Annotated in this window: 21 protein-coding genes and 1 rRNA gene; 16 read left to right on the top strand and 6 right to left on the bottom strand. The window is 56.8% G+C overall.

Features of this window, described 5'->3' with window-relative positions:
• The 5 genes from rrf (at position 1) to aceK (ending at position 6241) form a co-directional block, all read left to right on the top strand.
• A 5S ribosomal RNA gene (rrf, locus tag ACMWL8_RS20900) occupies positions 1-115 on the top strand.
• A gap of 174 nt (positions 116-289) precedes the next feature.
• Positions 290-1219 (top strand): homoserine O-acetyltransferase MetA, encoded by a 930-nt coding sequence (gene metA, locus ACMWL8_RS20905; protein WP_045260974.1) that lies wholly within the window; start codon positions 290-292, stop codon positions 1217-1219.
• A gap of 270 nt (positions 1220-1489) precedes the next feature.
• Positions 1490-3091 carry a malate synthase A gene (aceB, locus tag ACMWL8_RS20910; RefSeq protein WP_045260973.1) on the top strand — a complete coding sequence of 534 codons (1602 nt, stop codon included), beginning with the start codon at positions 1490-1492 and terminating at the stop codon, positions 3089-3091.
• A 31-nt stretch (positions 3092-3122) separates the two neighbouring features.
• The gene (gene aceA, locus ACMWL8_RS20915; RefSeq protein WP_028015114.1) at positions 3123-4427 is read left to right on the top strand and encodes an isocitrate lyase; all 1305 of its coding nucleotides are present in this window, start codon (positions 3123-3125) and stop codon (positions 4425-4427) included.
• A 50-nt stretch (positions 4428-4477) separates the two neighbouring features.
• Entirely contained in the window at positions 4478-6241 is a 1764-nt protein-coding gene (gene aceK / locus ACMWL8_RS20920) for a bifunctional isocitrate dehydrogenase kinase/phosphatase (RefSeq protein ID WP_045260972.1), read from the top strand.
• On the opposite strand, the gene iclR is transcribed toward aceK, so the two are convergent.
• On the bottom strand, positions 6195-7022 hold the full coding sequence (iclR, locus tag ACMWL8_RS20925) for a glyoxylate bypass operon transcriptional repressor IclR (protein ID WP_072201792.1): 828 nt from the start codon (positions 7020-7022) through the stop codon (positions 6195-6197). The genes aceK and iclR overlap by 47 nt on opposite strands.
• Positions 7023-7215: 193 nt before the next feature.
• Here iclR and metH point away from each other — a divergent pair, with 193 nt between their 5' ends.
• The 5 genes from metH (at position 7216) to rluF (ending at position 14406) form a co-directional block, all read left to right on the top strand.
• Positions 7216-10899 (top strand): methionine synthase, encoded by a 3684-nt coding sequence (gene metH, locus ACMWL8_RS20930; RefSeq protein ID WP_045260971.1) that lies wholly within the window; start codon positions 7216-7218, stop codon positions 10897-10899.
• 113 nt (positions 10900-11012) lie between these two features.
• Complete coding sequence (locus ACMWL8_RS20935) at positions 11013-12644, top strand: Na/Pi cotransporter family protein (protein WP_045260970.1); 1632 nt, start codon at positions 11013-11015, stop codon at positions 12642-12644.
• 144 nt (positions 12645-12788) lie between these two features.
• The gene (locus tag ACMWL8_RS20940; RefSeq protein WP_045260969.1) at positions 12789-13139 is read left to right on the top strand and encodes a type II toxin-antitoxin system RelE/ParE family toxin; all 351 of its coding nucleotides are present in this window, start codon (positions 12789-12791) and stop codon (positions 13137-13139) included.
• Positions 13140-13141: 2 nt separating this feature from the next.
• Positions 13142-13480, top strand: coding sequence for a helix-turn-helix domain-containing protein (locus ACMWL8_RS20945; RefSeq protein ID WP_032655712.1), 339 nt, complete (start codon positions 13142-13144; stop codon positions 13478-13480).
• Positions 13481-13533: 53 nt separating this feature from the next.
• On the top strand, positions 13534-14406 hold the full coding sequence (gene rluF, locus ACMWL8_RS20950) for a 23S rRNA pseudouridine(2604) synthase RluF (RefSeq protein WP_045260968.1): 873 nt from the start codon (positions 13534-13536) through the stop codon (positions 14404-14406).
• Here rluF and ACMWL8_RS20955 read toward each other — a convergent pair whose 3' ends face one another.
• From ACMWL8_RS20955 to lysC, 3 genes are all read right to left on the bottom strand, one after another.
• Complete coding sequence (locus ACMWL8_RS20955; protein WP_003860346.1) at positions 14407-14679, bottom strand: DUF3811 domain-containing protein; 273 nt, start codon at positions 14677-14679, stop codon at positions 14407-14409. It abuts the gene before it with no gap.
• 50 nt (positions 14680-14729) lie between these two features.
• Positions 14730-15674, bottom strand: a complete 945-nt coding sequence (gene panS, locus ACMWL8_RS20960) for a ketopantoate/pantoate/pantothenate transporter PanS (protein ID WP_028015121.1) — start codon at positions 15672-15674, stop codon at positions 14730-14732.
• Positions 15675-15767: 93 nt separating this feature from the next.
• Positions 15768-17117: a lysine-sensitive aspartokinase 3 gene (gene lysC / locus ACMWL8_RS20965; RefSeq protein WP_041911575.1), complete on the bottom strand. Its 1350-nt coding sequence runs from the start codon at positions 17115-17117 to the stop codon at positions 15768-15770.
• Between the two features lie 374 nt (positions 17118-17491).
• Here lysC and pgi point away from each other — a divergent pair, with 374 nt between their 5' ends.
• The 6 genes from pgi to psiE all read left to right on the top strand — a co-directional run bounded on the left by pgi (position 17492) and on the right by psiE (position 23855).
• The gene (pgi, locus tag ACMWL8_RS20970; protein WP_045260967.1) at positions 17492-19141 is read left to right on the top strand and encodes a glucose-6-phosphate isomerase; all 1650 of its coding nucleotides are present in this window, start codon (positions 17492-17494) and stop codon (positions 19139-19141) included.
• A gap of 366 nt (positions 19142-19507) precedes the next feature.
• Positions 19508-19750, top strand: coding sequence for an exopolysaccharide production protein YjbE (yjbE, locus tag ACMWL8_RS20975; RefSeq protein ID WP_013095034.1), 243 nt, complete (start codon positions 19508-19510; stop codon positions 19748-19750).
• 63 nt (positions 19751-19813) lie between these two features.
• The gene (locus ACMWL8_RS20980) at positions 19814-20452 is read left to right on the top strand and encodes a YjbF family lipoprotein (RefSeq protein WP_045260966.1); all 639 of its coding nucleotides are present in this window, start codon (positions 19814-19816) and stop codon (positions 20450-20452) included.
• Positions 20449-21189 carry a capsule biosynthesis GfcC family protein gene (locus ACMWL8_RS20985; protein ID WP_045260965.1) on the top strand — a complete coding sequence of 247 codons (741 nt, stop codon included), beginning with the start codon at positions 20449-20451 and terminating at the stop codon, positions 21187-21189. Before ACMWL8_RS20980 ends, ACMWL8_RS20985 begins: the two co-directional genes overlap by 4 nt.
• On the top strand, positions 21186-23282 hold the full coding sequence (locus ACMWL8_RS20990) for a YjbH domain-containing protein (protein ID WP_045260964.1): 2097 nt from the start codon (positions 21186-21188) through the stop codon (positions 23280-23282). The genes ACMWL8_RS20985 and ACMWL8_RS20990 overlap by 4 nt, the downstream gene beginning before the upstream one ends.
• 162 nt (positions 23283-23444) lie before the next feature.
• Positions 23445-23855: a phosphate-starvation-inducible protein PsiE gene (psiE, locus tag ACMWL8_RS20995; protein ID WP_000202963.1), complete on the top strand. Its 411-nt coding sequence runs from the start codon at positions 23445-23447 to the stop codon at positions 23853-23855.
• 96 nt (positions 23856-23951) lie between these two features.
• Here the strand turns inward: psiE and malG are convergent, their stop codons facing one another.
• Positions 23952-24842 (bottom strand): maltose ABC transporter permease MalG, encoded by an 891-nt coding sequence (gene malG / locus ACMWL8_RS21000; RefSeq protein WP_006810496.1) that lies wholly within the window; start codon positions 24840-24842, stop codon positions 23952-23954.
• Between the two features lie 14 nt (positions 24843-24856).
• Positions 24857-26401, bottom strand: a complete 1545-nt coding sequence (malF, locus tag ACMWL8_RS21005) for a maltose ABC transporter permease MalF (RefSeq protein WP_045260963.1) — start codon at positions 26399-26401, stop codon at positions 24857-24859.
• Between the last annotated feature and the right edge of the window lie 106 nt (positions 26402-26507).

Here is a 26507-nt window from a genome sequence, read left to right on the forward strand (position 1 = left end):
CTGGCGGCTTTAGCGCGGTGGTCCCACCTGACCCCATGCCGAACTCAGAAGTGAAACGCCGTAGCGCCGATGGTAGTGTGGGGTCTCCCCATGTGAGAGTAGGGAACTGCCAGGCATCAATCAAGAAGAACCCCGTACCGTAAGGTGCGGGGTTTTTTGCTTTTGTTTTTCTCTCACCCTGAAACTTTCTCACCTTCGACTTGCAGGCTCGACATTCATATCATTTCTGGGTATCGTTAGCTGTCTGGATGTCTAAACGTTTATACGTATATTGTGAGGAAGTAAGGTTATGCCGATTCGGGTGCAGGACGAGCTACCAGCCGTCAATTTCTTACGTGAAGAGAACGTCTTCGTGATGACGGCTTCACGCGCGACAGGTCAGGAAATTCGCCCGCTGAAGGTTCTCATCCTCAACCTGATGCCGAAAAAGATTGAGACGGAGAATCAGTTTCTGCGTCTGCTGTCGAACTCCCCGCTGCAGGTCGATATTCAACTGCTGCGTATTGATGCCCGCGAGTCACGTAACACGCCCTCTGAGCATCTGAATAACTTCTACTGTAACTTCGAAGATATTCGGGGGGAAAACTTCGACGGACTGATTGTGACAGGTGCGCCGCTCGGTCTGGTTGAATTTAACGATGTTGCTTACTGGCCGCAGATCAAACAGGTGCTGGAGTGGGCAAAAGATCACGTCACGTCAACGCTGTTTGTCTGCTGGGCGGTACAGGCCGCACTCAACATTCTCTACGGTATTCCCAAGCAAACCCGCACTGAAAAGCTCTCCGGCGTATACGAACACCACATTCTTCATCCACACGCGCTGCTGACGCGTGGTTTTGATGACACCTTCCTGGCCCCGCATTCTCGCTACGCCGATTTTCCGGCCCAGCTGATTCGTGATTACACCGATCTGGAGATCCTGGCCGAAACGGAAGACGGGGATGCCTACCTGTTTGCCAGTAAAGACAAACGTATCGCGTTCGTTACCGGCCATCCTGAGTATGATCCCGATACTCTCGCATCAGAGTATTTCCGTGATGTCGAAGCGGGTCTTAATCCGGATATCCCGTACAACTATTTCCCGAAAAACGATCCGCAAAACAAACCAGGAGCCACCTGGCGCAGCCACGGAAATCTGCTGTTCACTAACTGGCTCAACTATTACGTCTACCAGATTACGCCGTACGATCTTCGCCACATGAATCCGACGCTGGAGTAATCGTCTGCATTAAACGATCCTAAAGCGTTTCAGCTATTCAGATCAGGCACCTTCGGGTGCCTTTTTTATTTCCGAAATCACGTTCAACATACCAGGAAACTTTAACTCTATATTAATCATCATGTTGCGTTGTAATTAAAATTAAAATGGAAATTGTTTTTGATTTTGGAAAAATTATAGATAGTCTTAATTCTGCTGAGCGAAAACTACACAACGATCTTTCGTTCGCATTGGGGGCGTGATTTTGGATCTTTGATGAGGAGCAGAACGATGACTCAACAGGCAACCACGGTCGATGAATTGACCTTTACCCAGCCGAATGGTGAGCAAGAACAGCAGGTTTTGACGGCCGAAGCGGTAGAGTTTCTGACTGAGCTGGTGACCCGCTTTACGCCGCAGCGCAATAAGCTGCTGGCGGCACGCATTCACCAACAGCAGGAAATCGATAACGGCAAGTTGCCAGGATTTATTTCGGAAACTGCTTCCATTCGTCGTGGTGAGTGGAAAATCCGCGGCATTCCTGAAGATTTACAGGATCGTCGCGTTGAGATCACTGGTCCGGTAGAGCGCAAAATGGTGATCAACGCCATGAACGCCAACGTTAAAGTCTTTATGGCCGATTTTGAAGACTCGCTGGCCCCGGACTGGAACAAAGTTATCGACGGGCAGATCAACCTGCGCGATGCCGTCAACGGCACCATCAGCTACACCAACGAAGCCGGGAAGATCTACCAGCTCAAACCGAATCCGGCGGTGCTGATCTGTCGCGTACGAGGTCTGCACCTCCCTGAAAAACATGTCACATGGCGTGGAGAAGCCATTCCGGGCAGCCTGTTTGATTTCGCACTTTATTTCTTCCATAACTACAAAAACCTGCTGGCAAAAGGTAGCGGTCCCTATTTCTATCTGCCAAAAACGCAGGCCTGGCAGGAAGCCGCCTGGTGGAGCGAAGTATTTAGCTACGCGGAAGATCGCTTCAACCTGCCGCGCGGCACGATCAAGGCCACGCTGCTGATTGAAACGCTGCCCGCCGTGTTCCAGATGAATGAAATTCTGCATGCCCTGCGCGACCACATTGTCGGCCTGAACTGCGGACGCTGGGACTATATCTTCAGCTACATCAAAACCCTGAAAAATTATCCCGACCGCGTGCTGCCGGACCGCCAGGTCGTGACCATGGATAAACCCTTCCTGAGCGCCTATTCGCGTCTGCTGATTAAAACCTGCCACAAGCGCGGTGCCTTTGCGATGGGCGGCATGGCGGCCTTTATTCCGAGCAAAGACGCGGAGCGCAATAATCAGGTGCTCAACAAGGTGAAAGCCGATAAAGAGCTGGAAGCCCGTAACGGTCACGACGGCACGTGGATTGCCCATCCGGGCCTGGCCGATACGGCGATGGAGGTCTTCAATCGCGTACTCGGCGATAACAAAAATCAGCTGTTTGTCACGCGCGAAGAAGATGCCCCAACGGCTGAAGAACAGCTGCTGGCACCGTGCGCGGGCGAGCGAACGGAAGGGGGGATGCGTGCCAATATTCGCGTCGCGGTCCAGTACATCGAAGCGTGGATCTCCGGCAACGGCTGCGTGCCTATCTACGGCCTGATGGAAGATGCTGCCACGGCGGAAATTTCGCGCACCTCTATCTGGCAGTGGATCCACCATCAAAAAACGCTCAGCAACGGCAAGCCGGTCACCAAAGCCCTGTTCCGTCAGATGCTGGCCGAAGAGATGCGGGTCATCCAGGACGAGCTGGGCGAACACCGCTTCAGCAGCGGACGCTTTGACGACGCAGCGCGCCTCATGGAGCAAATCACCACATCAGATGACTTAATCGACTTCCTGACCCTGCCGGGCTACCGCTTCCTGGCGTAACTCACCACATAACAATATGGAGCATCTGCACATGAAAACCCGTACCCAACAAATCGAAGAATTAAAGAAAGAGTGGACTCAACCGCGCTGGGAAGGCATCCGCCGTCCTTACAGCGCGGAGGACGTGGTGAAATTACGCGGCTCGGTCAACCCGGAATGCACGCTGGCACAGAACGGTGCGGCGAAAATGTGGAAGCTGCTGCACGGTGGCTCCAAAAAGGGTTATATCAACAGCCTCGGTGCGCTGACCGGCGGTCAGGCATTGCAGCAGGCGAAGGCCGGCATAGAAGCCATTTACCTTTCCGGCTGGCAGGTCGCGGCGGACGCTAACCTGGCCTCCAGCATGTATCCGGATCAATCTCTTTATCCAGCCAACTCGGTACCGTCGGTGGTGGATCGGATCAACAATACCTTCCGCCGCGCGGATCAGATCCAGTGGGCCGCAGGCATTGAGCCCAACGATCCGCGTTTTATTGATTACTTCCTGCCGATCGTGGCGGATGCGGAAGCGGGCTTCGGCGGCGTGCTGAACGCCTTCGAACTGATGAAATCGATGATTGAGGCCGGTGCAGCGGCCGTTCACTTCGAAGACCAGCTGGCGTCGGTGAAGAAGTGCGGGCATATGGGCGGAAAAGTTCTCGTCCCGACCCAGGAAGCGATTCAGAAGCTGGTTGCCGCGCGTCTCGCTGCTGACGTGCTCGGCGTGCCGACGCTGGTGATTGCCCGTACCGATGCGGATGCGGCAGACCTGATCACCTCTGACTGCGATCCGTACGATAGCGAATTTATTACCGGCGAGCGCACCAGCGAGGGGTTCTATCGCACGCATGCCGGTATCGAACAGGCCATCAGCCGCGGCCTGGCCTATGCCCCTTACGCCGACCTGGTCTGGTGTGAAACGTCCACGCCGGACCTGGCGCTGGCGAAGCGCTTTGCCGATGCGATTCATGCGAAATACCCGGGCAAACTGCTGGCCTACAACTGTTCGCCGTCCTTCAACTGGCAGAAAAAGCTGGATGATAAAACCATCGCCAGCTTCCAGCAGCAGCTGTCGGATATGGGCTACAAGTACCAGTTCATCACCCTGGCAGGCATCCACAGCATGTGGTTCAACATGTTCGACCTGGCGCACGCTTACGCGCAGGGGGAGGGCATGAAGCACTACGTTGAGAAGGTGCAGCAGCCGGAGTTTGCCGCTGGTAAAGACGGCTATACCTTTGTTTCTCACCAGCAGGAAGTGGGGACGGGCTACTTTGATAACGTGACGACCATCATCCAGGGAGGTGCCTCATCCGTTACCGCCTTAACGGGGTCAACCGAAGAAGCACAGTTCTAAACTTTTCCCCCTCTCCCCTCCGGGGAGAGGGTTAGGGTGAGGGGGAATATATGTCGCGTGGCCTGGAATTGCTGATTGCCCAAACCATTCTGCAGGGCTTTGATGCCCAGTATGGTCGTTTTCTGGAAGTGACCTCCGGCGCGCAGCAGCGCTTCGAACATGCAGACTGGCATGCGGTTCAGCAGGCCATGAAGCAGCGTATTCATCTCTATGACCACCATGTGGGTCTGGTGGTGGAGCAGCTGCGCTGTATTACCGACGGTAAAAGCCCGGACGCGGCATTTTTACTGCGCGTGAAAGAGCATTACACCCATCTGTTACCCGACTACCCTCGCTTCGAGATTGCGGAGAGCTTTTTCAACTCCGTCTATTGCCGGTTATTTGACCACCGCTCATTATCTCCTGAGCGGTTATTTATCTTCAGCTCCCAGCCTGAGCGCCGCTTCCGTACCATTCCGCGTCCGCTGGCGAAAGATTTCTTTCCCGATCGCGGGTGGGAAAAGCTCCTGCATCGCATCTTAACGGATTTGCCGCTGCGCCTGCCGTGGGAGAACAAGCTCCGGGATATCGGCTATATCCATGCGCATCTTCGTGAAACCTACGGCGAGGAGGTGCTCAGCCGCAGCCATGTGCAGGTGGCCAACGAGCTGTTCTACCGGAATAAGGCCGCCTGGCTGGTGGGCAAACTGGTTACGCCGACGGCCATTGTGCCGTTTCTGTTACCGATCCATCGTACCGACGATGGGGAACTGTTTGTTGATACCTGCCTGACCACCAGCGCCGAGGCCAGCATCGTGTTTGGCTTCGCCCGCTCCTATTTCATGGTGTACGCCCCGCTGCCTGCCGCCCTGGTGGAGTGGCTGCGCGAGATCCTGCCGGGCAAAACCACCGCCGAGCTGTATATGGCGATTGGCTGTCAGAAGCATGCCAAAACGGAAAGTTATCGGGAGTATCTGCGCTATGTCACCGCGGCGGATGAGCAGTTTATCGAAGCGCCAGGTATCCGCGGCATGGTGATGCTGGTCTTCACGCTGCCGGGCTTCGACCGGGTCTTTAAGGTGATAAAAGACAGATTCGCCCCACAGAAAGAGATGACCGCAGCCCACGTTCGCGCCTGCTATCAGTTGGTAAAAGAGCACGATCGCGTCGGTCGAATGGCCGATACCCAGGAGTTTGAAAACTTTGTGCTGGATAAGCAGCAGATCGATCCGGCGCTCATGTCGCTGTTAATGCAGGAAGCGCCGACGAAAATCACCGATCTGGGCGATAAAATAGCGATTAGCCATCTCTACATTGAGCGCCGTATGGTGCCGCTCAATATCTGGCTGGAACAGTCAGAGGGCCAGGCATTACGTGATGCCATCGAAGAGTACGGCAACGCCATCCGCCAGCTCGCTGCCGCCAATATCTTCCCTGGCGATATGCTGTTTAAAAACTTCGGCGTCACCCGGCACGGGCGGGTGGTGTTCTACGATTACGATGAAATTTGCTACATGACCGAGGTGAACTTTCGCGATATCCCGCCGCCCCGTTACCCGGAGGATGAGCTCTCCAGCGAGCCGTGGTACAGCGTTTCGCCGGGCGATGTGTTTCCCGAGGAGTTTCGCCACTGGCTGTGTGCGGACCCACGCATCGGGCCGTTATTTGAAGAAATGCATGAAGATCTGTTCCACGCCAGCTACTGGCGCGGGCTACAAACGCGGATCAAAAATGGGCACGTGGAGGATGTGTACGCTTACCGCCGCAAGCAGCGGTTTTGTATGCGGTTTAACGAATCCCACCATACGCCAGCGTCACCTCTTTCGCGGCCTTAATCACCAGCGCGCCCAGCTCGGTCACCCGGTCGTCGGTCATACGTGAGATGGGGCCAGAGATGGAGATCGCAGCAAACGGCTCGCGATGTTCGTCGAAAATACAGGACGCGAGGCAGCGCAGCCCAAGCGCATGTTCCTCGTCATCAAACGAATAGCCGCGCTTGCGGGTCAACGCCAGATCTTCTTTCAGATGCACCGGCGACACCAGCGTGGCGTGGGTGTAGGCGTGCAGCCCTTTACGGTGCAGCAGCCCCGTCACCTGCTCTTCGCTCAGCTGCGACAAAAACGCTTTCCCCGCCCCGGAGGCGTGCATCGGCAGCTTGCCGCCAATCGGCGCGGACATGCGCATCAACTGCGTGCACTGCACCTGGTCGATGATAATCGCCTGGTGGTCACTCTGGTCGAGCACCGCAAGGTTGACCGTCTCGCCGGACTCCTCCATCAGCTTGCGCAGGATCGGGTGAACAATCGCCAGCAGGTTACGGCTCTGCAGGAAGCTGCTGCCCACGATAAACGCATGCGCGCCCACCGCCCAGTGCCCCAGCTCGCCGACCTGGCGGACAAAACCCAACTGCTGCATGGTGGTCAGCAGGCGGTGCGTGGTGGAGTTCGGCAGGCCAGCCTGCTGGGCCAGCTCCGTCAGGGCCACGCTACCGTGCGACTCGGCTATCCACTCCAGCAGCTTCAGACCGCGCGTCAGGGATTGAACCTGTCCGCCGGGTTGTGCAGCGGCGGTGGCGGCAGGTTTTCTGCCGCGTTTGGCGGGAACGGTCGCGACCATGACGATCTCCTTTTTCTGTATCGTGGAAATCATTTTCGTTTTATTTGGTGAATTTGCAACCGCTTTCCTGACTGATCGGAGGAGTGATGGTGAACATGTCTCATGTTACCGCGGCGTGACTTTTCCACCCTGCGAGATTGTGCCAGTATGGAACGCAGCCTTTTGGCCTTGTTGAGCGTTGTCGGGAGCAAGTGTGAGCAGCAAAGTAGAGCAACTGCGTGCGCAGTTAAATGAACGAATTCTGGTGCTGGACGGCGGCATGGGCACCATGATCCAGAGCTATCGTCTGAGCGAAGACGATTTCCGCAGCGAGCGCTTCGCCGACTGGCCCTGCGACCTGAAAGGGAACAACGACCTGCTGGTGCTCAGCAAGCCGTCCGTGATTAAGGATATCCACAATGCCTACTTTGAAGCGGGTGCGGATATCGTTGAAACTAACACCTTCAACTCGACAACCATCGCCATGGCGGATTACCAGATGGAATCCCTGTCGGCGGAGATCAACTATGAGGCGGCCAGGCTCGCCCGCGCCTGTGCCGACGAGTGGACGGCCCGCACGCCGGACAAGCCGCGCTACGTTGCCGGGGTGCTTGGCCCGACCAACCGCACCGCATCGATTTCACCGGACGTCAACGATCCGGCGTTTCGTAATATCACCTTTGACCAGCTGGTTACGGCGTATCGTGAATCGACCAAAGCGCTGGTGGAAGGTGGCTCCGACCTGATCCTGATTGAAACGGTGTTCGATACCCTCAACGCCAAAGCCGCGATATACGCGGTGAAAGAGGAGTTTGAGGCGCTGGGCGTTGACCTGCCGATTATGATCTCCGGCACCATCACCGACGCCTCCGGCCGCACCCTGTCCGGCCAGACAACCGAAGCGTTTTATAACTCCCTGCGCCACGCCGACGCGCTCTCCTTCGGCCTGAACTGCGCGCTGGGACCAGACGAACTGCGTCAGTACGTACAGGAGCTTTCGCGCATCGCCGAATGCTACGTTACCGCGCATCCGAACGCCGGTCTGCCGAACGCGTTTGGCGAGTACGATCTGGATGCTGACACCATGGCGGCGCAAATCCGCGAGTGGGCCGAGTCAGGCTTCCTGAACATCGTCGGCGGCTGCTGCGGCACCACGCCGGAGCACATCGCCGCCATGAGCCGCGCCGTGGACGGGCTGCCGCCGCGCAAGCTGCCCGAGCTGCCGGTTGCCTGTCGCCTTTCCGGCCTGGAGCCGTTGACCATCGGCGACGACAGCCTGTTTGTGAACGTGGGTGAACGTACCAACGTTACCGGTTCCGCTAAATTCAAGCGCCTGATCAAAGAAGAGAAGTACAGCGAAGCGCTGGACGTCGCCCGCCAGCAGGTGGAAAGCGGGGCGCAGATTATCGATATCAACATGGACGAGGGGATGCTTGACGCCGAAGCGGCGATGGTGCGTTTCCTCAACCTGATTGCCGGTGAGCCGGATATCGCCCGCGTGCCGATCATGATTGACTCCTCCAAGTGGGAGGTCATCGAAAAAGGGCTGAAGTGCATTCAGGGCAAAGGCATCGTTAACTCCATCTCGATGAAAGAGGGCGTGGATATCTTTATCCACCACGCGAAGATGGTGCGCCGCTACGGTGCGGCCGTGGTGGTGATGGCCTTCGATGAGGTGGGCCAGGCCGACACCCGCGAGCGCAAAATTGAGATATGCCGCCGCGCGTACAAAATTCTGACCGAAGAGGTGGGCTTCCCGCCGGAAGACATTATTTTCGACCCGAACATCTTTGCCGTCGCGACCGGCATCGAAGAGCACAACAACTACGCCCAGGACTTTATCGGCGCGTGTGAAGACATCAAGCGCGAGCTGCCGCATGCGCTGATCTCCGGCGGCGTGTCGAACGTCTCGTTCTCGTTCCGCGGCAACGACCCGGTGCGTGAAGCGATCCACGCCGTGTTCCTCTACTACGCCATCCGCAATGGGATGGACATGGGCATCGTCAACGCCGGACAGCTGGCGATTTACGACGATCTGCCTGCCGAACTGCGCGATGCCGTAGAGGACGTGATCCTCAACCGTCGCGACGACGCCACCGAGCGCATGCTCGACCTGGCGGAAAAATACCGCGGCAGTAAATCGGATGAATCGGCCAATGTTCAGCAGGCCGAGTGGCGTTCCTGGGACGTGAAAAAGCGTCTGGAATACTCGCTGGTGAAAGGGATTACCGAGTTCATCGAGCAGGACACCGAGGAGGCGCGTCAGCAGGCAGCCCGCCCGATTGAGGTGATCGAAGGGCCGCTGATGGACGGCATGAACGTGGTTGGCGATCTGTTCGGCGAGGGCAAGATGTTCCTGCCGCAGGTGGTGAAATCCGCTCGCGTCATGAAGCAGGCAGTGGCTTATCTTGAACCCTTCATCGAAGCCAGCAAAGAGAAGGGCTCCAGCAACGGTAAAATGGTTATCGCCACCGTGAAGGGCGACGTGCACGACATCGGCAAAAACATTGTTGGCGTGGTGTTGCAGTGTAATAACTACGAAATTATCGACCTTGGCGTGATGGTTCCGGCGGATAAAATCCTCAAGACCGCGCGCGAAGTGAACGCCGATCTGATTGGCCTCTCCGGCCTGATTACGCCGTCGCTCGACGAAATGGTCAACGTGGCAAAAGAGATGGAGCGTCAGGGCTTCACCATTCCGCTGCTGATTGGCGGGGCGACCACCTCGAAAGCGCACACGGCAGTGAAGATCGAGCAGAACTACAGCGGACCGACGGTTTACGTGCAGAACGCCTCGCGCACGGTGGGCGTGGTTTCCGCACTGCTCTCCGAGACTCAGCGCGACGAGTTTGTGGCGCGCACTCGCCAGGAGTACGAAACCGTTCGCGTGCAGCACGGGCGCAAAAAACCGCGCACGCCACCGGTGACGCTCGCCGCCGCACGCGATAACGACCTGGCCTTTGACTGGGCAAGCTATACGCCGCCGGTCGCGCATCGTCTGGGCGTGCAGGACGTGACGGCCAGCATCGAGACGCTGCGCAACTACATTGACTGGACGCCGTTCTTTATGACCTGGTCGCTGGCGGGCAAATATCCGCGCATCCTCGAAGATGAAGTCGTAGGCGAAGAGGCGAAGCGTCTGTTTAAAGACGCCAACGATATGCTGGACACGCTGAGCGCAGAGAAAACCCTCAACCCGCGCGGCGTGGTGGGGCTGTTCCCGGCGAACCGCGTGGGTGACGACGTGGAAATCTACCGCGATGAAACCCGTACCCACGTGCTGGCCGTGAGCCATCACCTGCGGCAGCAAACCGAAAAAGTGGGCTTTGCCAACTACTGCCTGGCTGATTTCGTTGCGCCGAAGCTGAGCGGGAAAGCTGACTATATCGGCGCCTTTGCGGTAACCGGCGGTCTGGAAGAAGACGCCCTGGCGGACGCGTTTGAAGCGCAACACGATGATTACAATAAGATCATGGTGAAAGCGATTGCCGATCGCCTGGCGGAAGCCTTTGCTGAATACCTGCACGAACGCGTGCGTAAGGTGTACTGGGGTTACGCGGCGAATGAGAACCTCAGCAACGAGGAGCTGATCCGCGAAAACTACCAGGGGATTCGTCCGGCGCCGGGCTATCCGGCCTGTCCGGAACACACCGAAAAGGGCACTATCTGGAAACTGCTGGACGTGGAAGCGCATACCGGCATGAAGCTCACCGAGTCGTTCGCCATGTGGCCGGGCGCATCCGTGTCGGGCTGGTACTTCAGTCATCCGGACAGCAAGTACTTCGCCGTGGCGCAGCTGCAGCGCGATCAGATCGAAGATTACGCCCTGCGCAAAGGCATGAGCGTGTCAGAGGTAGAGCGCTGGCTGGCGCCGAATTTAGGCTACGACGCGGACTAACGTCACTTTTCCTTACAACAAACAGGGCACCTCAACGGTGCCCTGTCTCTTTCTTACGTTTAAACCCTTATACTTAATCATAAAATCTATAACGATAAGGAGAACCCACTTCCGTGCTGACGTTGTTACATCTGCTTTCGGCAGTCGCACTGCTCGTATGGGGCACCCATATTGTCCGCACCGGCGTGATGCGCGTGTTCGGCGCGCGCTTACGTACCGTCCTCAGCGGCAGCGTTGAGAAGAAGCCGCTCGCCTTCTGCGCGGGGATTGGCGTCACGGCGCTGGTGCAAAGCAGCAATGCCACCACCATGCTCGTCACCTCCTTCGTGGCGCAGGATCTGGTCGCGCTCGCCCCGGCGCTGGTGATCGTGCTGGGTGCTGACGTCGGTACCGCGCTGATGGCGCGTATCCTGACGTTCGATCTTTCATGGCTGTCGCCGCTGCTGATTTTCATCGGTGTGATCTTTTTCCTTGGCCGCAAGCAGACCCGGGCCGGGCAGCTTGGCCGCGTGGGCATTGGCCTCGGGCTGATTCTGCTGGCGCTGGAACTGATTGTGCAGGCGGTGACGCCTATCACCCAGGCAAACGGCGTACAGGTCATCTTCGCCTCGCTGACCGGTGACATCATGCTGGATGCGCTGATCGGGGCAGTGTTTGCCATCATCAGCTACTCCAGCCTGGCCGCCGTGCTGCTGACGGCCACGCTCACCGCCGCGGGCGCGATCTCCTTCCCGGTGGCGCTGTGTCTGGTGATCGGCGCTAACCTCGGCTCTGGCCTGCTGGCGATGCTTAACAACAGCGCGGCCAATGCTGCCGCCCGTCGCGTGGCGTTGGGGAGTTTGCTGTTTAAGCTGGTGGGCAGCCTGATTATTCTGCCGTTTGTCCATCCGCTGGCAAACCTGATGGACAACCTCCCGCTGCCGAAAGCGGAGCTGGTGATCTACTTCCACGTCTTCTATAACCTGGTGCGCTGTCTGGCGATGGTGCCGTTTGCCACGCCGATGGCCCGCTTCTGCGAGCGTCTTATCCGTGATGAACCGGAGCTGGACGCGCGCCTTAAGCCGAAGCATCTGGATACCTCCGTGCTGGACACCCCCGCGCTGGCCATCGCCAACGCCGCCCGCGAAACGCTGCGCATGGGCGACGCGATGGAAACCATGCTCGAAGGGCTGAAAAAGGTGATGCACGGCGAGCCGCGCGAGGAAAAAGAGCTGCGCAGGCTGGCGGACGACATCAACGTGCTGTATACCGCCATCAAGCTCTATCTGGCGCGTATCCCGCAGGACGAACTGGCGGAAGAGGAGTCCCGCCGCTGGGCGGAAATCATTGAGATGTCGCTTAACCTGGAGCAGGCCTCGGACATCGTTGAGCGTATGGGCAGCGAAATCGCGGACAAATCCCTGGCCGCGCGTCGGGCGTTCTCCGTGGAAGGGCTGAAGGAGCTCGAAGCGCTGCACGAAAAGCTGGTGAGCAACCTGAAGCTGGCGATGTCGGTCTTCTTCTCCAGCGACGTACCGAGCGCGCGCCGCCTGCGCCGCAACAAGCATCGTTTCCGCATTCTCAACCGTCGCTACTCGCACGCCCACGTTGAACGTCTGCACCAGCAGAACGTGCAGAGCATCGAGACCAGCTCACTTCATCTGGGGCTGCTGGGAGATATGAAGCGTCTTAACTCGCTGTTCTGCGCGGTGGCCTACAGCGTGATGGAACAGCCGGATGAAGATGACGAGCGGGATGAGTATTAATCTCTGAAAGCGCCTCGCAGATCCTCTCCATGAGGCGTGACCAAACTCTACTGAAAACGTAACGTCACTCCACAGGTCATAAGCAGACCTGTGGCGTGAGACAATGTAATCTTTTATGTATAAAATTTTATACAGGGATGTGGTATGCTTTCAGAAAAACCAGCAATGAGATCCATTGCATGGATGGGGAGTGCCTTCGATGATTTGCTCGGCTTCCCGGAGGAAATCCGGCGGGATGCAGGGTATCAGCTACATCGATTACAGGCTGGATTAGAGGCGGCAGACTGGAAGCCGATCTCAGAGATTGGCAAAGGCGTTGCAGAGATACGGCTACGCGGTGACACGGGCGCATACCGAATCATCTATTTGGCTCGTTATGAGGATGCTGTTTACGTACTGCATTGCTTTAAGAAGAAAACGCAGCGGACGTCAGGCCATGATAAATACATAGCAAAGGCACGTTTTCAGGCGGTGCTTGATGCTCGGAGAGGATGAAAATGGGAAGACGCGTTGATACAAAAATTCGGCATGTGACAGCTTCAGAAACGAACATTTTTGCTGAGCTGGGTTTTGAAGAAAGTGAAGCTAAACAGTTGCACGAAAGTGCCGAAAAAGAGGTTGAGCAGTTGCTTGCCATCAAGCGGCAACTGATGCAGGAAATTTCCTCGTGGATTGCGGAGAATAAACTGCGTCAGACTGACGCTGCCGCCAGGCTAAACGTCTCTCGTCCCCGCGTGTCTGATGTCGTGAACCTCAAAACCAGTAAGTTCACCCTTGATACGCTGATCATGATGTTATGTAAACTTGGAAAACCCGTCTCAGTTACGGTCGGCTAATCTTTTTTTCCAGTCCATACCTAAGGTATATTTCGCCCTTCACAGGAGAAACTATGCTGCCAACTCAATCAACCCGATTAAACAAATACATTAGCGAGAGCGGGATCTGCTCACGTCGCGAGGCGGACCGTTACATTGAACAAGGTAATGTGTTCCTCAACGGCAAACGCGCCACGATTGGTGACCAGGTGATGCCTGGCGACGTGGTTAAAGTGAATGGCCAGCTCATCGAACCGCGTGATGCTGAAGACCTGGTGTTTATCGCGTTGAACAAACCGGTTGGGATTGTCAGCACCACGGAAGACGGCGAGCGGGACAACATCGTTGATTTCGTGAACCACAGCAGCCGTATCTTCCCGATTGGCCGTCTGGATAAAGACTCTCAGGGTCTGATTTTCCTCACCAACCACGGCGACCTGGTCAACAAGATCCTGCGTGCCGGTAACGACCACGAGAAAGAGTACATCGTGACGGTGAACAAGCCGGTGACGGACGAATTTATCCGCGGCATGGGCGCAGGCGTGCCGATTCTGGGCACCGTGACGAAGAAGTGCAAGGTCAAAAAAGAAGCGCCGTTTGCCTTCCGCATTACCCTGGTGCAGGGCCTGAACCGCCAGATCCGCCGCATGTGCGAGTATTTTGGTTATGAAGTGACGAAGCTGGAACGTACGCGCATCATGAACGTCAGCCTGTCCGGGATCCCGCTGGGCGAGTGGCGTGACTTAACCGATGACGAGCTGATCGAGCTGTTCAAGCTTATCGAAAACTCCTCGTCCGAAGCGAAGCCGAAAGCTAAAGCGAAACCGAAAACGCAGGCGATTAAGCGTCCGGTGGTTAAGGCACCGCAGGCGGAAGATAAAGGGCGGGGCAAGCCGGGTAACGGAAAACGCTTTACCCAGCCGGGGCGCAAAAAGAAAGGGCGCTGATTAGCGCCTTCCACGGGTTGATGTATTGGCGGACCAGGAAAAGGTCGCCTCTGCATCCGGCTTATAAGCCTGCTCTTTTTTCAGCTTGCGGGCTTTTTTCGCCGCAGCCTCACGTTGCGCCATCAGCTTGTCGATGTACTCTTTTTTAACCTGATTGGTTTCGGCGTTCGTCAGCGTGCGGCCATGGGCGATGCGGGCGCGGTCGAGAAGCGTTTTAAGTTCACGCTGCTCGGCTTCCGTCATGTCTTTCTGGGTCAATCGTGGTGTAGCCATTGCTGAAGCCTCCTGATGGGGAGGCTTCAGTGTAAAGCAAGCCGCGTCAATTAACCCTGCTTCAGCGCATCTTTTTTCGGTTGTTCATCAATCGGTTTACCGGACCAGTAGCCCGCCAGCAGCGAACCGGACAGGTTGTGCCAGACGGAGAACAGCGCGCCCGGCAGGGCCGCCAGCGGTGAGAAGTAAATTTTACCCAGCGCCGCTGCCAGGCCGGAGTTCTGCATGCCTACCTCGATTGCCAGCGTGCGGCAGGTGGACTCGTCAAAGCCAAACAGCTTCCCGCCCCAGTAGCCGCCCAGCAGGCCAATGGTGTTATGCAGCACCACCGCGACGATCACCACAAAGCCCACCGAGGCAATGTGCGACGCGGAACCAGCCACCACGGCGCTGATGATCGCCAGAATGCAGACCATCGAAAACGCGGGCAGGTACGGCTCAACCGCTTTCACCACGCGTGGGAACAGATGGTGAATGACCAGCCCCAGCGCAATCGGGATCACCACAATCTGCAGAATGCTGAGCAGCATGCCCATCACGTCCACCTGAATATGCGCGTCCACGTACAGGCGGGTTAACAGCGGTGTGGCAATCACGCCCACCAGCGTGGATACCGAAGAGATGGTCACGGAGAGCGCCACGTCACCTTTCGCCAGATAGATCATCACGTTAGATGCCGTACCGCTGGCGACGCTGCCCACCAGCACCATCCCGGCGGAGAGATCGGGCGGCATCTTAAAGGCCATCGCCAGCAGCCAGGCCGCGAGCGGCATCACCAGGTAGTGCAGGAAGATCCCTGCAGCCACCGGCGCCGGGCGCGACAGCACGCGTTTAAAATCGTCGATTTTCAGGTGCACGCCCATGCCGAACATAATCAGCATCAGCAGCGTGGTGACCCACGGACCAATGCCCGTGAACGTGTTAGGGGTGTAATATGCGAGTACGGAGAGCAGCAGCGCCCATAGCGGGAACAGCCGGGTGATAGCGGATAACATAGTGAATTCCTTGCAGTATTGTCGTGTTGTTTAGTTATGAAAAAGCCGGGTCTGTGCCCGGCTTATAGGTATTGTTTATCGTGCTAACGAATTTTATTCAAACAAATTCTGATGAAGTTTCTGCACCACCTGCTCGGCCTGATCGGCAGGGACCAGGAAGCAAAGGTTATAGCTGGAGGCACCGTAGCAGATCATGCGGATGTTGAACGGGTCAAGCACGCCGAACACCTCTTTGCCCACGCCGCAGGCGCGAGACAGCTTGTTACCGATTATGGCCACCAGCGCCAGGTCTTCTTCGACCTCCACGCGGCACAGCTCAGACAGCTCAATCAGCAGCGACTGCGTCAGCAGGGTGTCGCCGGTGGAGGTGGAGCCGGTGGTGTCCAGCGTCAGCGCAATGCTCACCTCGGAGGTGGTAATCAAATCTACAGAGATGTTATGGCGCGCGAGGATGCCAAACACTTCTGCCAGGAAGCCGCGGGAGTGCAGCATATTGTGGCTGTGCAGCGTGACCAGCGTCTGGCGGCGGCGCAGGGCCAGCGCGCGGAACAGCGGCGGGTTCTCGGTTTTCTTGCAGACCAGCGTCCCGCCCGCTTTTGGATCTTTACTGGAGCCAACGAAGACCGGAATATCGCTGCGCACGGCGGGCAGCAGCGTTGCCGGGTGCAGCACTTTCGCGCCGAAGGTGGCCATTTCCGCCGCTTCTTCAAAGGCGATCACGTCAATACGTTTTGCCGCGGAAACCACGCGCGGGTCGGTAGTGTAAATACCCGGCACGTCAGTCCAGATATCCACGCGCGTTGCGTGCAGGGCTTCGCCCAGCAGCGCGGCGGTGTAATCGCTGCCGCCACGGCCAAGCGTGGTCGTGCGTCCTTTCGCTTCGCTGCCGATAAAGCCCTGGGTGATCACCATGCCTTCTGCCAGGCGCGGCGCCAGCTGCTGGTTGGTGAGCTCGGCCAGCATCTCAACGTCCGGTTCAGCGCGCCCAAAACGATCGCTGGTGCGCATCACTTTACGCACGTCAAACCACTGCGCCTGAACGTTACGCTCGCGCATAATTTCAACGAACAGCAGGGTAGACATCAATTCACCGTGGCTGACCAGTTCATCGGTCAGGGCGGTGGAGGTTGCCAGGGACGCCGCTTCTGCCAGGGTGGTGATATTTTCCAGCAGACGCTCCACTTCTTCGCGGATCACGTTCGGGTTTTGCAGACGTTCAAGAATGTCGAACTGAATTTTGCGCAGTGCATCCAGCTTCACGAAACGTTCTGTCGCTTCCAGTCCTTCAGACAGAGAAACCAGCAGGTTCGTCACCCCGGCGGATGCAGAGAGCACCACCAGGCGGGTATTCGGATCGGCCAGCACCACATCGGCGCTGCGGTTCATGGCATCGTAATCGGCCACACTGGTGCCGCCAAACTTGGCGACCACAAAACTCGTCATAACAACCTCGTGTCAGGGAATGAATAAGCGACCTTGGCACAAGAATGAAACGAAAACAGGTGCAGGCGCAAAATACGGCCCTATAAATAAAATGCGGGGGAGGTCCTGTCAATGCTGGGATTATGCGGATTTTTTATGGGGGGGTACCCCTGAGAAACAGGACTTATAACAGTCCCATATTTTATGCTCCTTTTTACCCCCTTTTGACCGACATTTCGCCACGCCGGAAGGGCTCGACAGCAGCTATACTTTTCGGGTCTTTTCACCTGCGTTTGATGCAGACCAGGGCAATGGCATAAAAACCATCACAATTTTTATTTGCAGGCGCTACAATCGACCGCAGTCACAATTCTCAAATCAGAAGAGTATTGCTAATGAAAAACATCAACCCAACGCAGACCGCTGCCTGGCAGGCACTACAGAAACATTTTGATGAAATGAAAGACGTCACCATCGCGGATCTGTTCGCGAAAGATGCCGATCGTTTCAACAAGTTCTCCGCGACCTTCGACGACCTGATGCTGGTGGATTTCTCTAAAAACCGCATTACCGAAGAGACGCTGGCAAAACTGCAGGATCTGGCGAAAGAGACCGAGCTGGCCGACGCCATCAAATCCATGTTCTCCGGCGAGAAGATCAACCGCACCGAAGACCGTGCCGTGCTGCACGTGGCGCTGCGCAACCGTAGCAATACGCCAATCATCGTTGACGGCAAAGATGTGATGCCGGAAGTGAACGCGGTGCTGGAAAAGATGAAAACGTTCTCTGAAGCGATCATCTCCGGCAGCTGGAAAGGCTACACCGGCAAAGCGATCACCGACGTGGTTAACATCGGTATCGGCGGCTCTGACCTCGGCCCGTTCATGGTGACCGAAGCGCTGCGCCCGTACAAAAACCACCTCAACATGCACTTTGTCTCTAACGTCGATGGTACCCACATCGCCGAAGTGCTGAAGAACGTAAACCCGGAAACCACCCTGTTCCTGGTGGCGTCCAAAACCTTCACCACCCAGGAAACCATGACCAACGCCCACAGCGCGCGCGACTGGTTCCTGAAAACCGCGGGCGACGAAAAGCACGTGGCGAAACACTTTGCGGCGCTGTCCACCAACGGTAAAGCGGTAGGCGAGTTTGGCATCGATACGGCGAACATGTTCGAGTTCTGGGACTGGGTTGGCGGCCGCTACTCTCTGTGGTCTGCAATCGGTCTGTCCATCATCCTGTCCGTGGGCTTTGACAACTTCGTTGAACTGCTCTCCGGCGCGCATGCGATGGACAAACACTTCTCCACCACCGCGCCTGAGAAAAACCTGCCGGTGCTGCTGGCGCTGATCGGTATCTGGTACAACAACTTCTTCGGCGCTGAAACTGAAGCGATCCTGCCATACGACCAGTACATGCACCGTTTTGCGGCCTACTTCCAGCAGGGCAACATGGAATCCAACGGTAAGTACGTTGACCGTAACGGCAACGCGGTGGATTACCAGACTGGCCCGATCATCTGGGGCGAGCCGGGCACCAACGGCCAGCATGCGTTCTACCAGCTGATTCACCAGGGTACCAAAATGGTACCGTGCGATTTCATCGCCCCGGCGATCACGCACAACCCGCTGTCCGACCACCATCCGAAGCTGTTGTCTAACTTCTTCGCACAGACCGAAGCGCTGGCGTTCGGTAAATCCCGCGAAGTGGTTGAGCAGGAATACCGTGACCAGGGTAAAGATCCGGCCACGCTGGAGCACGTTGTGCCGTTCAAAGTGTTCGAAGGCAACCGTCCAACCAACTCCATCCTGCTGCGCGAAATCACCCCGTTCAGCCTGGGCGCGCTGATTGCGCTGTACGAGCACAAGATCTTCACCCAGGGCGCGATCCTGAACATCTTCACCTTTGACCAGTGGGGCGTTGAGCTGGGCAAACAGCTGGCAAACCGCATTCTGCCAGAGCTGGGTGACGATAAAGCCATCGACAGCCACGACAGCTCCACCAATGGTTTGATTAACCGTTATAAAGCATGGCGTGCGTAATTAATATGTCATGAAAAATGCCGGCGATATGCCGGCATTTTTTTATCGGATAATTCCTGATGTCTGTTAGTTAACTCAAATTCTGACTCTGAGTTTAATCTGAAAAAGGCGGTTAACCTGCTAATTGCTGCGGTTTATTTTAAGAAAATACGTAGAGCTAAGATAATAAGGATATATTATAATTTATTGATTTTTATCGATTATTTATTTTAAATATTTGTTTTTCGTTTCTGTTTTATCCATTAGTCCGAAAACCGTCCCCCTATTTCCCCCCACGGTAAACCCTCTGCTGTAGTTGTGTATACTCGATTCCGCCTGAATTTCTTTTCGGGCAAATCTCCATTCATTCATTGAAGGGAAATTGTTATGAAGAAAGTACTGTATGGCATTTTTGCCATATCTGCACTTGCGGCGACGTCTGTCTATGCAGCTCCGGTCCAGGTCGGGGAAGCAGCAGGGTCGGCAGCGACGTCTGCGTCTGCGGGAAGTTCTACCGCAGCCAGCACCAGCACCGTAAGTTCAGCCGTGGGTGTCGCGCTGGCGGCAACCGGTGGCGGTGATGGCTCCAATACCGGAACCACGACCACTACGACAACCAGCACCCAGTAATACCGGGTGTTTTAATCATAACCACACTTCGGTGTGGTTATTTCGCCCCTTCGGAGAAGAGTCGTGAAGCGACCTGCAATCATTCTGATTTGCCTGCTGTTGCAGGCGTGCTCAGCCACCACCAAAGGGCTGGGACATTCACTGTGGGAAAGCCTGTTCGGCACGCCGGGCGTTCATTTGACCGATGACGAACTTCAGAACATGCCGTACGCCAGCCAGTACATGCAGCTAAACGATGGCCCGCAGCTGTTTGTGGTGCTCGCTTTCGATGAAAACGGGCAGCAGAAATGGGTGACGCAGGATCAGGCCACCATCGTCACGCAGCATGCCCGAATCGTGAAAACGCTGCTCGGCGGCGACAACTTGCTCGAGGTGAATAATCTCGCCGAAGACCCGCTCATCAAGCCAAATCAGATCGTCGACGGCGCAAGCTGGACGCGCACGATGGGCTGGACCGAGCACAAGCAGGTGCGCTACGCCACGGCACGCTCGACCTTCCGCTGGGACGGTACGGACAGCGTGAAAGTCGGCAGCGACGAAACGCAGGTTCGCGTGCTGGATGAAGAGGTCACCACCGACCAGGCCACCTGGCATAACCGCTTCTGGATCGACGAGGATGGGCAGATCCGTCAGTCCTTGCAGTATCTCGGTGCCGGTTTCTTACCGGTGAAAACCACCCTGATCAAGGCGGCGAAATCATGAAAACGCTCATCCACGCTGCGCTTCTCGCCAGCCTTGCCGCGCCGCTGGCATGGTCCGCAGGAACGGTAAAGGTCTACACGCCGGACAGTGAAAAACCCAAAACCTTAACCAACGCCGAGCATCTGCTCGATCTCGTCGGGCAGCCAAGGCTTGCCAACAGCTGGTGGCCGGGAGCGGTGATCGGCGAGCGTCAGGCGACGGTTAAGGCGGAGCATGAACACCGTGCCCTGCTGGCCCGCCTGACGAGCCTGGCGGAGCAGGAAGACGGCGACGATGCCGCGGCCATTAACAGCGTTCGCCAGCAGCTTCAGGCGCTGAAAGTGACAGGCCGCCAGAAAGTCAATCTTGATCCAGATGAAGTGCGCGTCACGGAAAAGGGCAACCCCACGCTTGAAGGGGAATACACCCTCTGGCTTCCGGTGAAGCCGACGACGGTGACCGTGATGGGGCTTATCAGCAGCCCCGGTAAAAAGCCCTTTACGCCCGGTCGCGACGTGGCGAGCTATCTCGACGAACAAAGCCTGCTGAGCGGCGCGGATAACAGCTACGCATGGATTATTTATCCAGACGGGCATACGCAAAAAGCGCCGGTGGCGTACTGGAATAAACGCCATATCGAACCCATGCCGGGCAGCATCATTTTTGTCGGTTTTGCCGACCATTTCTGGACGAAGGCATATGACGGGCTTAACGCCGATATCCTTCACTCCCTGACACAGCGGATACCGGAAGAATGAAAAGAACCTATCTCTACAGCATGCTGGTGCTCTGCGTAAGCGCCGCCTGCCATGCAGAAACGTATCCGGCACCTATTGGCCCGTCTCAGTCAGACTTCGGCGGCGTCGGTTTACTGCAAACGCCTACCGCACGCATGGCGCGTGAAGGGGAAATTAGCCTTAACTACCGCGATAACGACCAGTATCGCTACTATTCCGCTTCCGTACAGCTTTTCCCGTGGCTTGAAACCACGCTGCGCTACACCGACGTGCGTACGAAACAGTACAGCAGCGTCGACGCCTTCTCCGGCGATCAGACCTACAAAGATAAAGCCTTCGACGTCAAACTGCGCCTGTGGGAAGAGAGCTACTGGATGCCGCAGGTCTCCGTGGGTGCAAAAGATATCGGCGGTACCGGCCTGTTCGACGCGGAATACATCGTGGCCAGCAAGGCCTGGGGACCGTTTGATTTTTCTCTCGGTCTTGGCTGGGGCTATCTCGGCACCAGCGGCAACGTTAAAAACCCGTTCTGTACCTACAGCGATAAATACTGCTACCGCGATAACAGCTACAAGAAAGCCGGTTCCATCAACGGCGACCAGATGTTCCACGGCCCGGCCTCGCTGTTCGGTGGTGTGGAATACCAGACGCCGTGGCAGCCGCTGCGCCTGAAGCTGGAGTACGAAGGGAACGACTACTCGCAGGACTTCGCCGGGAAGATTGAGCAGAAGAGCAAGTTTAACGTCGGCGCCATTTATCGCGTCACCGACTGGGCCGACGTTAACCTCAGCTACGAGCGTGGCAACACGGTGATGTTTGGCTTCACGCTGCGCACCAACTTCAACGACATGCGGCCGCACTACAACGATAACGCGCGGCCTGCCTACCGGCCGGAGCCGCAGGACGCGATTCTGCAGCACTCCGTGGTGGCAAACCAGCTGACGCTGTTGAAATACAACGCCGGCCTGGCCGATCCGAAAATTCAGGTGAAAGGCGATACGCTGTACGTCACCGGCGAGCAGGTGAAATACCGCGACTCGCGGGAAGGGATCGAACGCGCCAACCGGATCGTGATGAACGATCTCCCGGACGGGATCCGCACGATCCGCGTGACGGAGAACCGCCTGAATCTGCCGCAGGTCACCACCGAAACCGATGTCGCCAGCCTCAAGCGCCATCTTGAAGGCGAACCGCTCGGGCATGAAACCGAGCTGGTGCAAAAACGCGTAGAGCCGATCGTGCCGGAAACCACCGAGCAGGGCTGGTATATCGATAAATCGCGCTTTGATTTCCATATCGATCCGGTACTGAACCAGTCCGTCGGCGGGCCGGAAAACTTCTACATGTATCAGCTGGGTGCGATGGCGACGGCGGATCTGTGGGTCACCGACCACCTGCTGACCACCGGCAGCCTGTTCGGCAACATTGCGAACAATTACGACAAGTTTAACTACACGAACCCGCCGAACGACTCGAAGCTGCCGCGCGTGCGTACCCGCGTGCGTGAATACGTGCAGAACGATGTCTACGTGAATAACCTGCAGGCCAACTACTTCCAGTACTTCGGCAACGGCTTCTACGGCCAGGTTTACGGAGGCTACCTGGAGACTATGTTCGGCGGCGCGGGGGCGGAGGTGCTGTATCGTCCCGTCGACAGCAACTGGGCGTTCGGGATTGATGCCAACTACGTTAAGCAGCGTGACTGGCGCAGCGCGCAGGACATGATGAAGTTCACCGACTACAGCGTCAAAACCGGCCACCTGACCGCCTACTGGACGCCTTCGTTCGCGCAGGACGTGCTGGTGAAAGCCAGCGTCGGCCAGTATCTGGCGGGCGACAAGGGCGGCACGCTGGATATCTCCAAACACTTCGACAGCGGCGTCGTGGTGGGCGGCTACGCCACTATTACCAACGTTTCGCCGGACGAGTACGGGGAAGGGGACTTCACCAAAGGGGTCTACGTGTCGATTCCGCTGGATCTGTTCTCGTCAGGCCCAACCCGCAGCCGTGCGGCCGTGGGCTGGACGCCGCTGACGCGTGACGGTGGGCAGCAGCTTGGACGTAAGTTCCAGCTGTACGACATGACCAGCGATAAGAACATTAACTTCCGCTGATGCTTCACGCCGGGCGGCACTGCGTTTGCCCGGCCTACGGTTTTTGTAGGCCCGGTAAGCGCAGCGCCAGCGGGCGAATGCGCCAAGCATAAACAAAAAATATAGATCCCCGTCACATTTTTGCGTTATACAGGAATCTCGTCCTGGAGAATGAGGTGCTGTATGACATCCCTGACTCGCCCGCGCGTTGAGTTTATCTCAACGATACTCCAGACCGTGCTGAACCTCGGTCTGCTGAGCCTTGGCCTGATCCTGGTCGTCTTTCTCGGCAAAGAGACGGTGCATCTGGCGGATGTGCTGTTCGCCCCTGAGCAAACCAGCAAATATGCGCTGGTGGAAGGTCTGGTGGTCTACTTTCTCTACTTTGAATTTATCGCCCTGATTGTGAAGTACTTCCAGTCCGGCTTTCACTTCCCGCTGCGCTATTTTGTCTACATTGGCATCACCGCCATTGTGCGGCTGATCATCGTCGATCATAAATCCCCGCTCGACGTGCTGATCTACTCGGCGGCGATCCTGCTGCTGGTGATCACCCTCTGGCTGTGTAATTCGAAGCGGCTGAAACGCGAATAAAAAAAGGGCGCTCCGAAGAGCGCCTAACAACAGTCACAAGTTGGGTCAATACAATACGTCTAAAGTTGAGGGTTGCAGTGGCATAACAAATGAAACTTAACCTTTCACGCCGCCCGCCGTCAGGCCATTCACCAGCCAGCGCTGGGCCAGCAGGAACACCACGGTAATCGGGATGGCAGACAGTACGGCCGCCGCGGCAAAGTCGCCCCACAGGTAGTTTTGCGGGTTGAGGTATTGCTGCATACCTACGGCCAGGGTGTAGCTGTTCACATCGCGCAGTAACAGTGAGGCGACCGGTACTTCGGTGATCGCCGCGATAAACGACAGAATAAAGACCACCGCCAGAATCGGCACGGACAGCGGCAGCAGCACCAGACGGAACGCCTGCCACGGGGTAGCGCCATCCAGCGACGCCGCCTCTTCCAGCGAGCCGTCGATGGTTTCGAAATAGCCTTTAATGGTCCACACATGCAGGGCGATACCGCCAAGATAGGCAAAGATCACGCCGCCGTGGGTATTCAGGCCGATAAACGGCACGTACTGGCCCAGACGGTCAAACAGGGCATACAGCGCCACCAGCGACAGCACCGCCGGGAACATCTGGAAAATCAGCATGCCTTTCAGCAGCGTTGCTTTGCCCGGGAAACGCATGCGGGCGAAGGCATAAGCACAGGTGGTGGAGAGCGTCACGATGCCGATCGCAGTGATGGTTGCTACCTTCACCGAGTTCCACAGCCACAGCAGCACCGGGAACGGCGGCGGGGTGACGCGGCCATCGGCGTGCTCCACGCTGAAGCCCAGCGCGAGCTTCCAGTGCTCCCAGGAGATTTCATCCGGGATCAGGCTCCCGGTCGCAAAGTTACCCGAGCGCAGGGAGATGGCGATAACCATCAGCAGCGGGAACATGATGGCCGCGATGAAAATCAGCAGGCCTAAGTGCGTCGCGAGGAGGCGCAGCTTCTGAGATTTGGGTTGTACCATTGCCATGTTCAGTGCCCTCCTTAATCAAATTTCATACGTGTGGCTTTCAGGTTCACAATCGCCAGAGCGCCAACCAGCAGGAAGATCAGGGTGGCAATCGCCGCCGCCAGACCAAAGTCCTGGCCGCCGCCGCCTTCAAAGGCGATACGGTAGGTGTAGCTCACGAGCAGGTCGGTATAGCCTGCCGGCGTGGTGGTGCCGAGACGGTCCGGGCCACCGTTGGTCAACAGCTGAATCAGCACGAAGTTGTTAAAGTTAAAGGCGAAGCTGGCAATCATCAGCGGCGTCAGCGGCTTAATAAGCAGCGGCAGCGTAATTTTAAAGAAGTTCTGGAACGGGCCCGCGCCGTCCATCGCCGAGGCTTCATACAGATCGTCCGGAATCGCCTTCAGCAGCCCCATGCACAGGATCATCATGTACGGATAGCCCAGCCAGGTGTTGACGATGATAATCATCGAGCGGGCGGTGGTCGGGTCGCTGAACCAGGCCGGTTTGATACCGAACAGCGCGCTCAGCATCATGTTGATTTCACCGAAGCTCTGGTTAAACAGCCCTTTGAAAATCAGAATCGAGATAAACGACGGTACGGCGTAAGGCAGAATCAGCAGCACGCGGTAAATCGCTTTGCCTTTCAGGGACTCCCACTGCACGAGGCAGGCCAGCACCATGCCTACGGCAACGGTCAGGATCACCGTCAGCACCGAGAAGACCACCGTCCAGACGAAGATGGCGAAGAACGGTTTCTGGATACCTTCGTCGGTAAACACGCGGGTAAAGTTGTCCCAGCCGATGGTGACGGTATAGCCAGGGCTGAGCTTGTCATCACCCCATTTGCCATCGGCCGTTATGGACTGATAGAAACCAATGTCGTTATTCGGACGGTACTTCACGCCGCTCTGGTTGTTGGTCAGCGTGCCGTCATCCGCCAGGGTATATAGCGGCTGCGTGCCGGAGAACTGGCGCAGCGAGCTCATGGTCACTTTGCTGTCATCGGGCAGCACGGCGGTGAGCTGGGTCAGCGCCTGGCGATTCTGGGTAATGATACGCAGGTTCGCACGTTCACCCTCCGGCAGGGCCGCGGCCTCTTTTAAGACCAGCTTCTGCTCGCCGCCAAATTTGAACGCGTCGGAAAGATAGTTTTTGCCGCTCTCACCGTCAGTGAGCGCTAACTTCCACTCGTCACCTGCAGGATACAGGCCGAAGTTGAAGGTTTTACCCGCCTGATAAGAGCGATCCAGAAGCACCTGAGTGGCGCGCTCCTGCGCGAGCTGGTTAGTGCTGCTGTAGTTGGTGAACGCAATGGCGATGGTGCAGATCAGCGGGAACAGGACAAACAGCCCCATCCCGGCCACGCCCGGGTAGACATAGCGCCAGGCATAGGCTTTACGGTTGGCGAAAATATACAGGCCAGCAGAGCTTAAGATCAGCGTCATGATGGCGAACAGATATTCCCCTTGTACGTACATTAAAACAACAAGGTAACCCACCAGCAGACACAGCAGACCGATCGCTGACCACTTCAGCGCGTCGCTTTGCCACCAGTGCTTCTTTTTAATGACATCCATGGGGTTCTTCCTCTACAACGGTGGAAACTTTTCGTCAGGTGGCGCTGCGCTTACCTGACCTACGGATCGTGCCGTAGTCGTAGGGCGGGTAATCGCACGCGCCACC

Origin of the sequence: Enterobacter sp. 04-C-12-SI-ECC (genome assembly GCF_047530715.1) — a bacterium.
Taxonomy (GTDB): Bacteria; Pseudomonadota; Gammaproteobacteria; order Enterobacterales; family Enterobacteriaceae; genus Enterobacter; species Enterobacter bugandensis.

Coding starts and splice junctions, on each gene's coding strand:
- metA (WP_045260974.1), top strand. CDS start 290: ATGCCGATTCGGGTGCAGGACGAGCTACCAGCCGTCAATTTCTTACGT.
- aceB (WP_045260973.1), top strand. CDS start 1,490: ATGACTCAACAGGCAACCACGGTCGATGAATTGACCTTTACCCAGCCG.
- aceA (WP_028015114.1), top strand. CDS start 3,123: ATGAAAACCCGTACCCAACAAATCGAAGAATTAAAGAAAGAGTGGACT.
- aceK (WP_045260972.1), top strand. CDS start 4,478: ATGTCGCGTGGCCTGGAATTGCTGATTGCCCAAACCATTCTGCAGGGC.
- iclR (WP_072201792.1), bottom strand. CDS start 7,022: ATGGTCGCGACCGTTCCCGCCAAACGCGGCAGAAAACCTGCCGCCACC.
- ACMWL8_RS20940 (WP_045260969.1), top strand. CDS start 12,789: ATGCTTTCAGAAAAACCAGCAATGAGATCCATTGCATGGATGGGGAGT.
- ACMWL8_RS20945 (WP_032655712.1), top strand. CDS start 13,142: ATGGGAAGACGCGTTGATACAAAAATTCGGCATGTGACAGCTTCAGAA.
- rluF (WP_045260968.1), top strand. CDS start 13,534: ATGCTGCCAACTCAATCAACCCGATTAAACAAATACATTAGCGAGAGC.
- ACMWL8_RS20955 (WP_003860346.1), bottom strand. CDS start 14,679: ATGGCTACACCACGATTGACCCAGAAAGACATGACGGAAGCCGAGCAG.
- panS (WP_028015121.1), bottom strand. CDS start 15,674: ATGTTATCCGCTATCACCCGGCTGTTCCCGCTATGGGCGCTGCTGCTC.
- lysC (WP_041911575.1), bottom strand. CDS start 17,117: ATGACGAGTTTTGTGGTCGCCAAGTTTGGCGGCACCAGTGTGGCCGAT.
- pgi (WP_045260967.1), top strand. CDS start 17,492: ATGAAAAACATCAACCCAACGCAGACCGCTGCCTGGCAGGCACTACAG.
- yjbE (WP_013095034.1), top strand. CDS start 19,508: ATGAAGAAAGTACTGTATGGCATTTTTGCCATATCTGCACTTGCGGCG.
- ACMWL8_RS20985 (WP_045260965.1), top strand. CDS start 20,449: ATGAAAACGCTCATCCACGCTGCGCTTCTCGCCAGCCTTGCCGCGCCG.
- ACMWL8_RS20990 (WP_045260964.1), top strand. CDS start 21,186: ATGAAAAGAACCTATCTCTACAGCATGCTGGTGCTCTGCGTAAGCGCC.
- psiE (WP_000202963.1), top strand. CDS start 23,445: ATGACATCCCTGACTCGCCCGCGCGTTGAGTTTATCTCAACGATACTC.
- malG (WP_006810496.1), bottom strand. CDS start 24,842: ATGGCAATGGTACAACCCAAATCTCAGAAGCTGCGCCTCCTCGCGACG.
- malF (WP_045260963.1), bottom strand. CDS start 26,401: ATGGATGTCATTAAAAAGAAGCACTGGTGGCAAAGCGACGCGCTGAAG.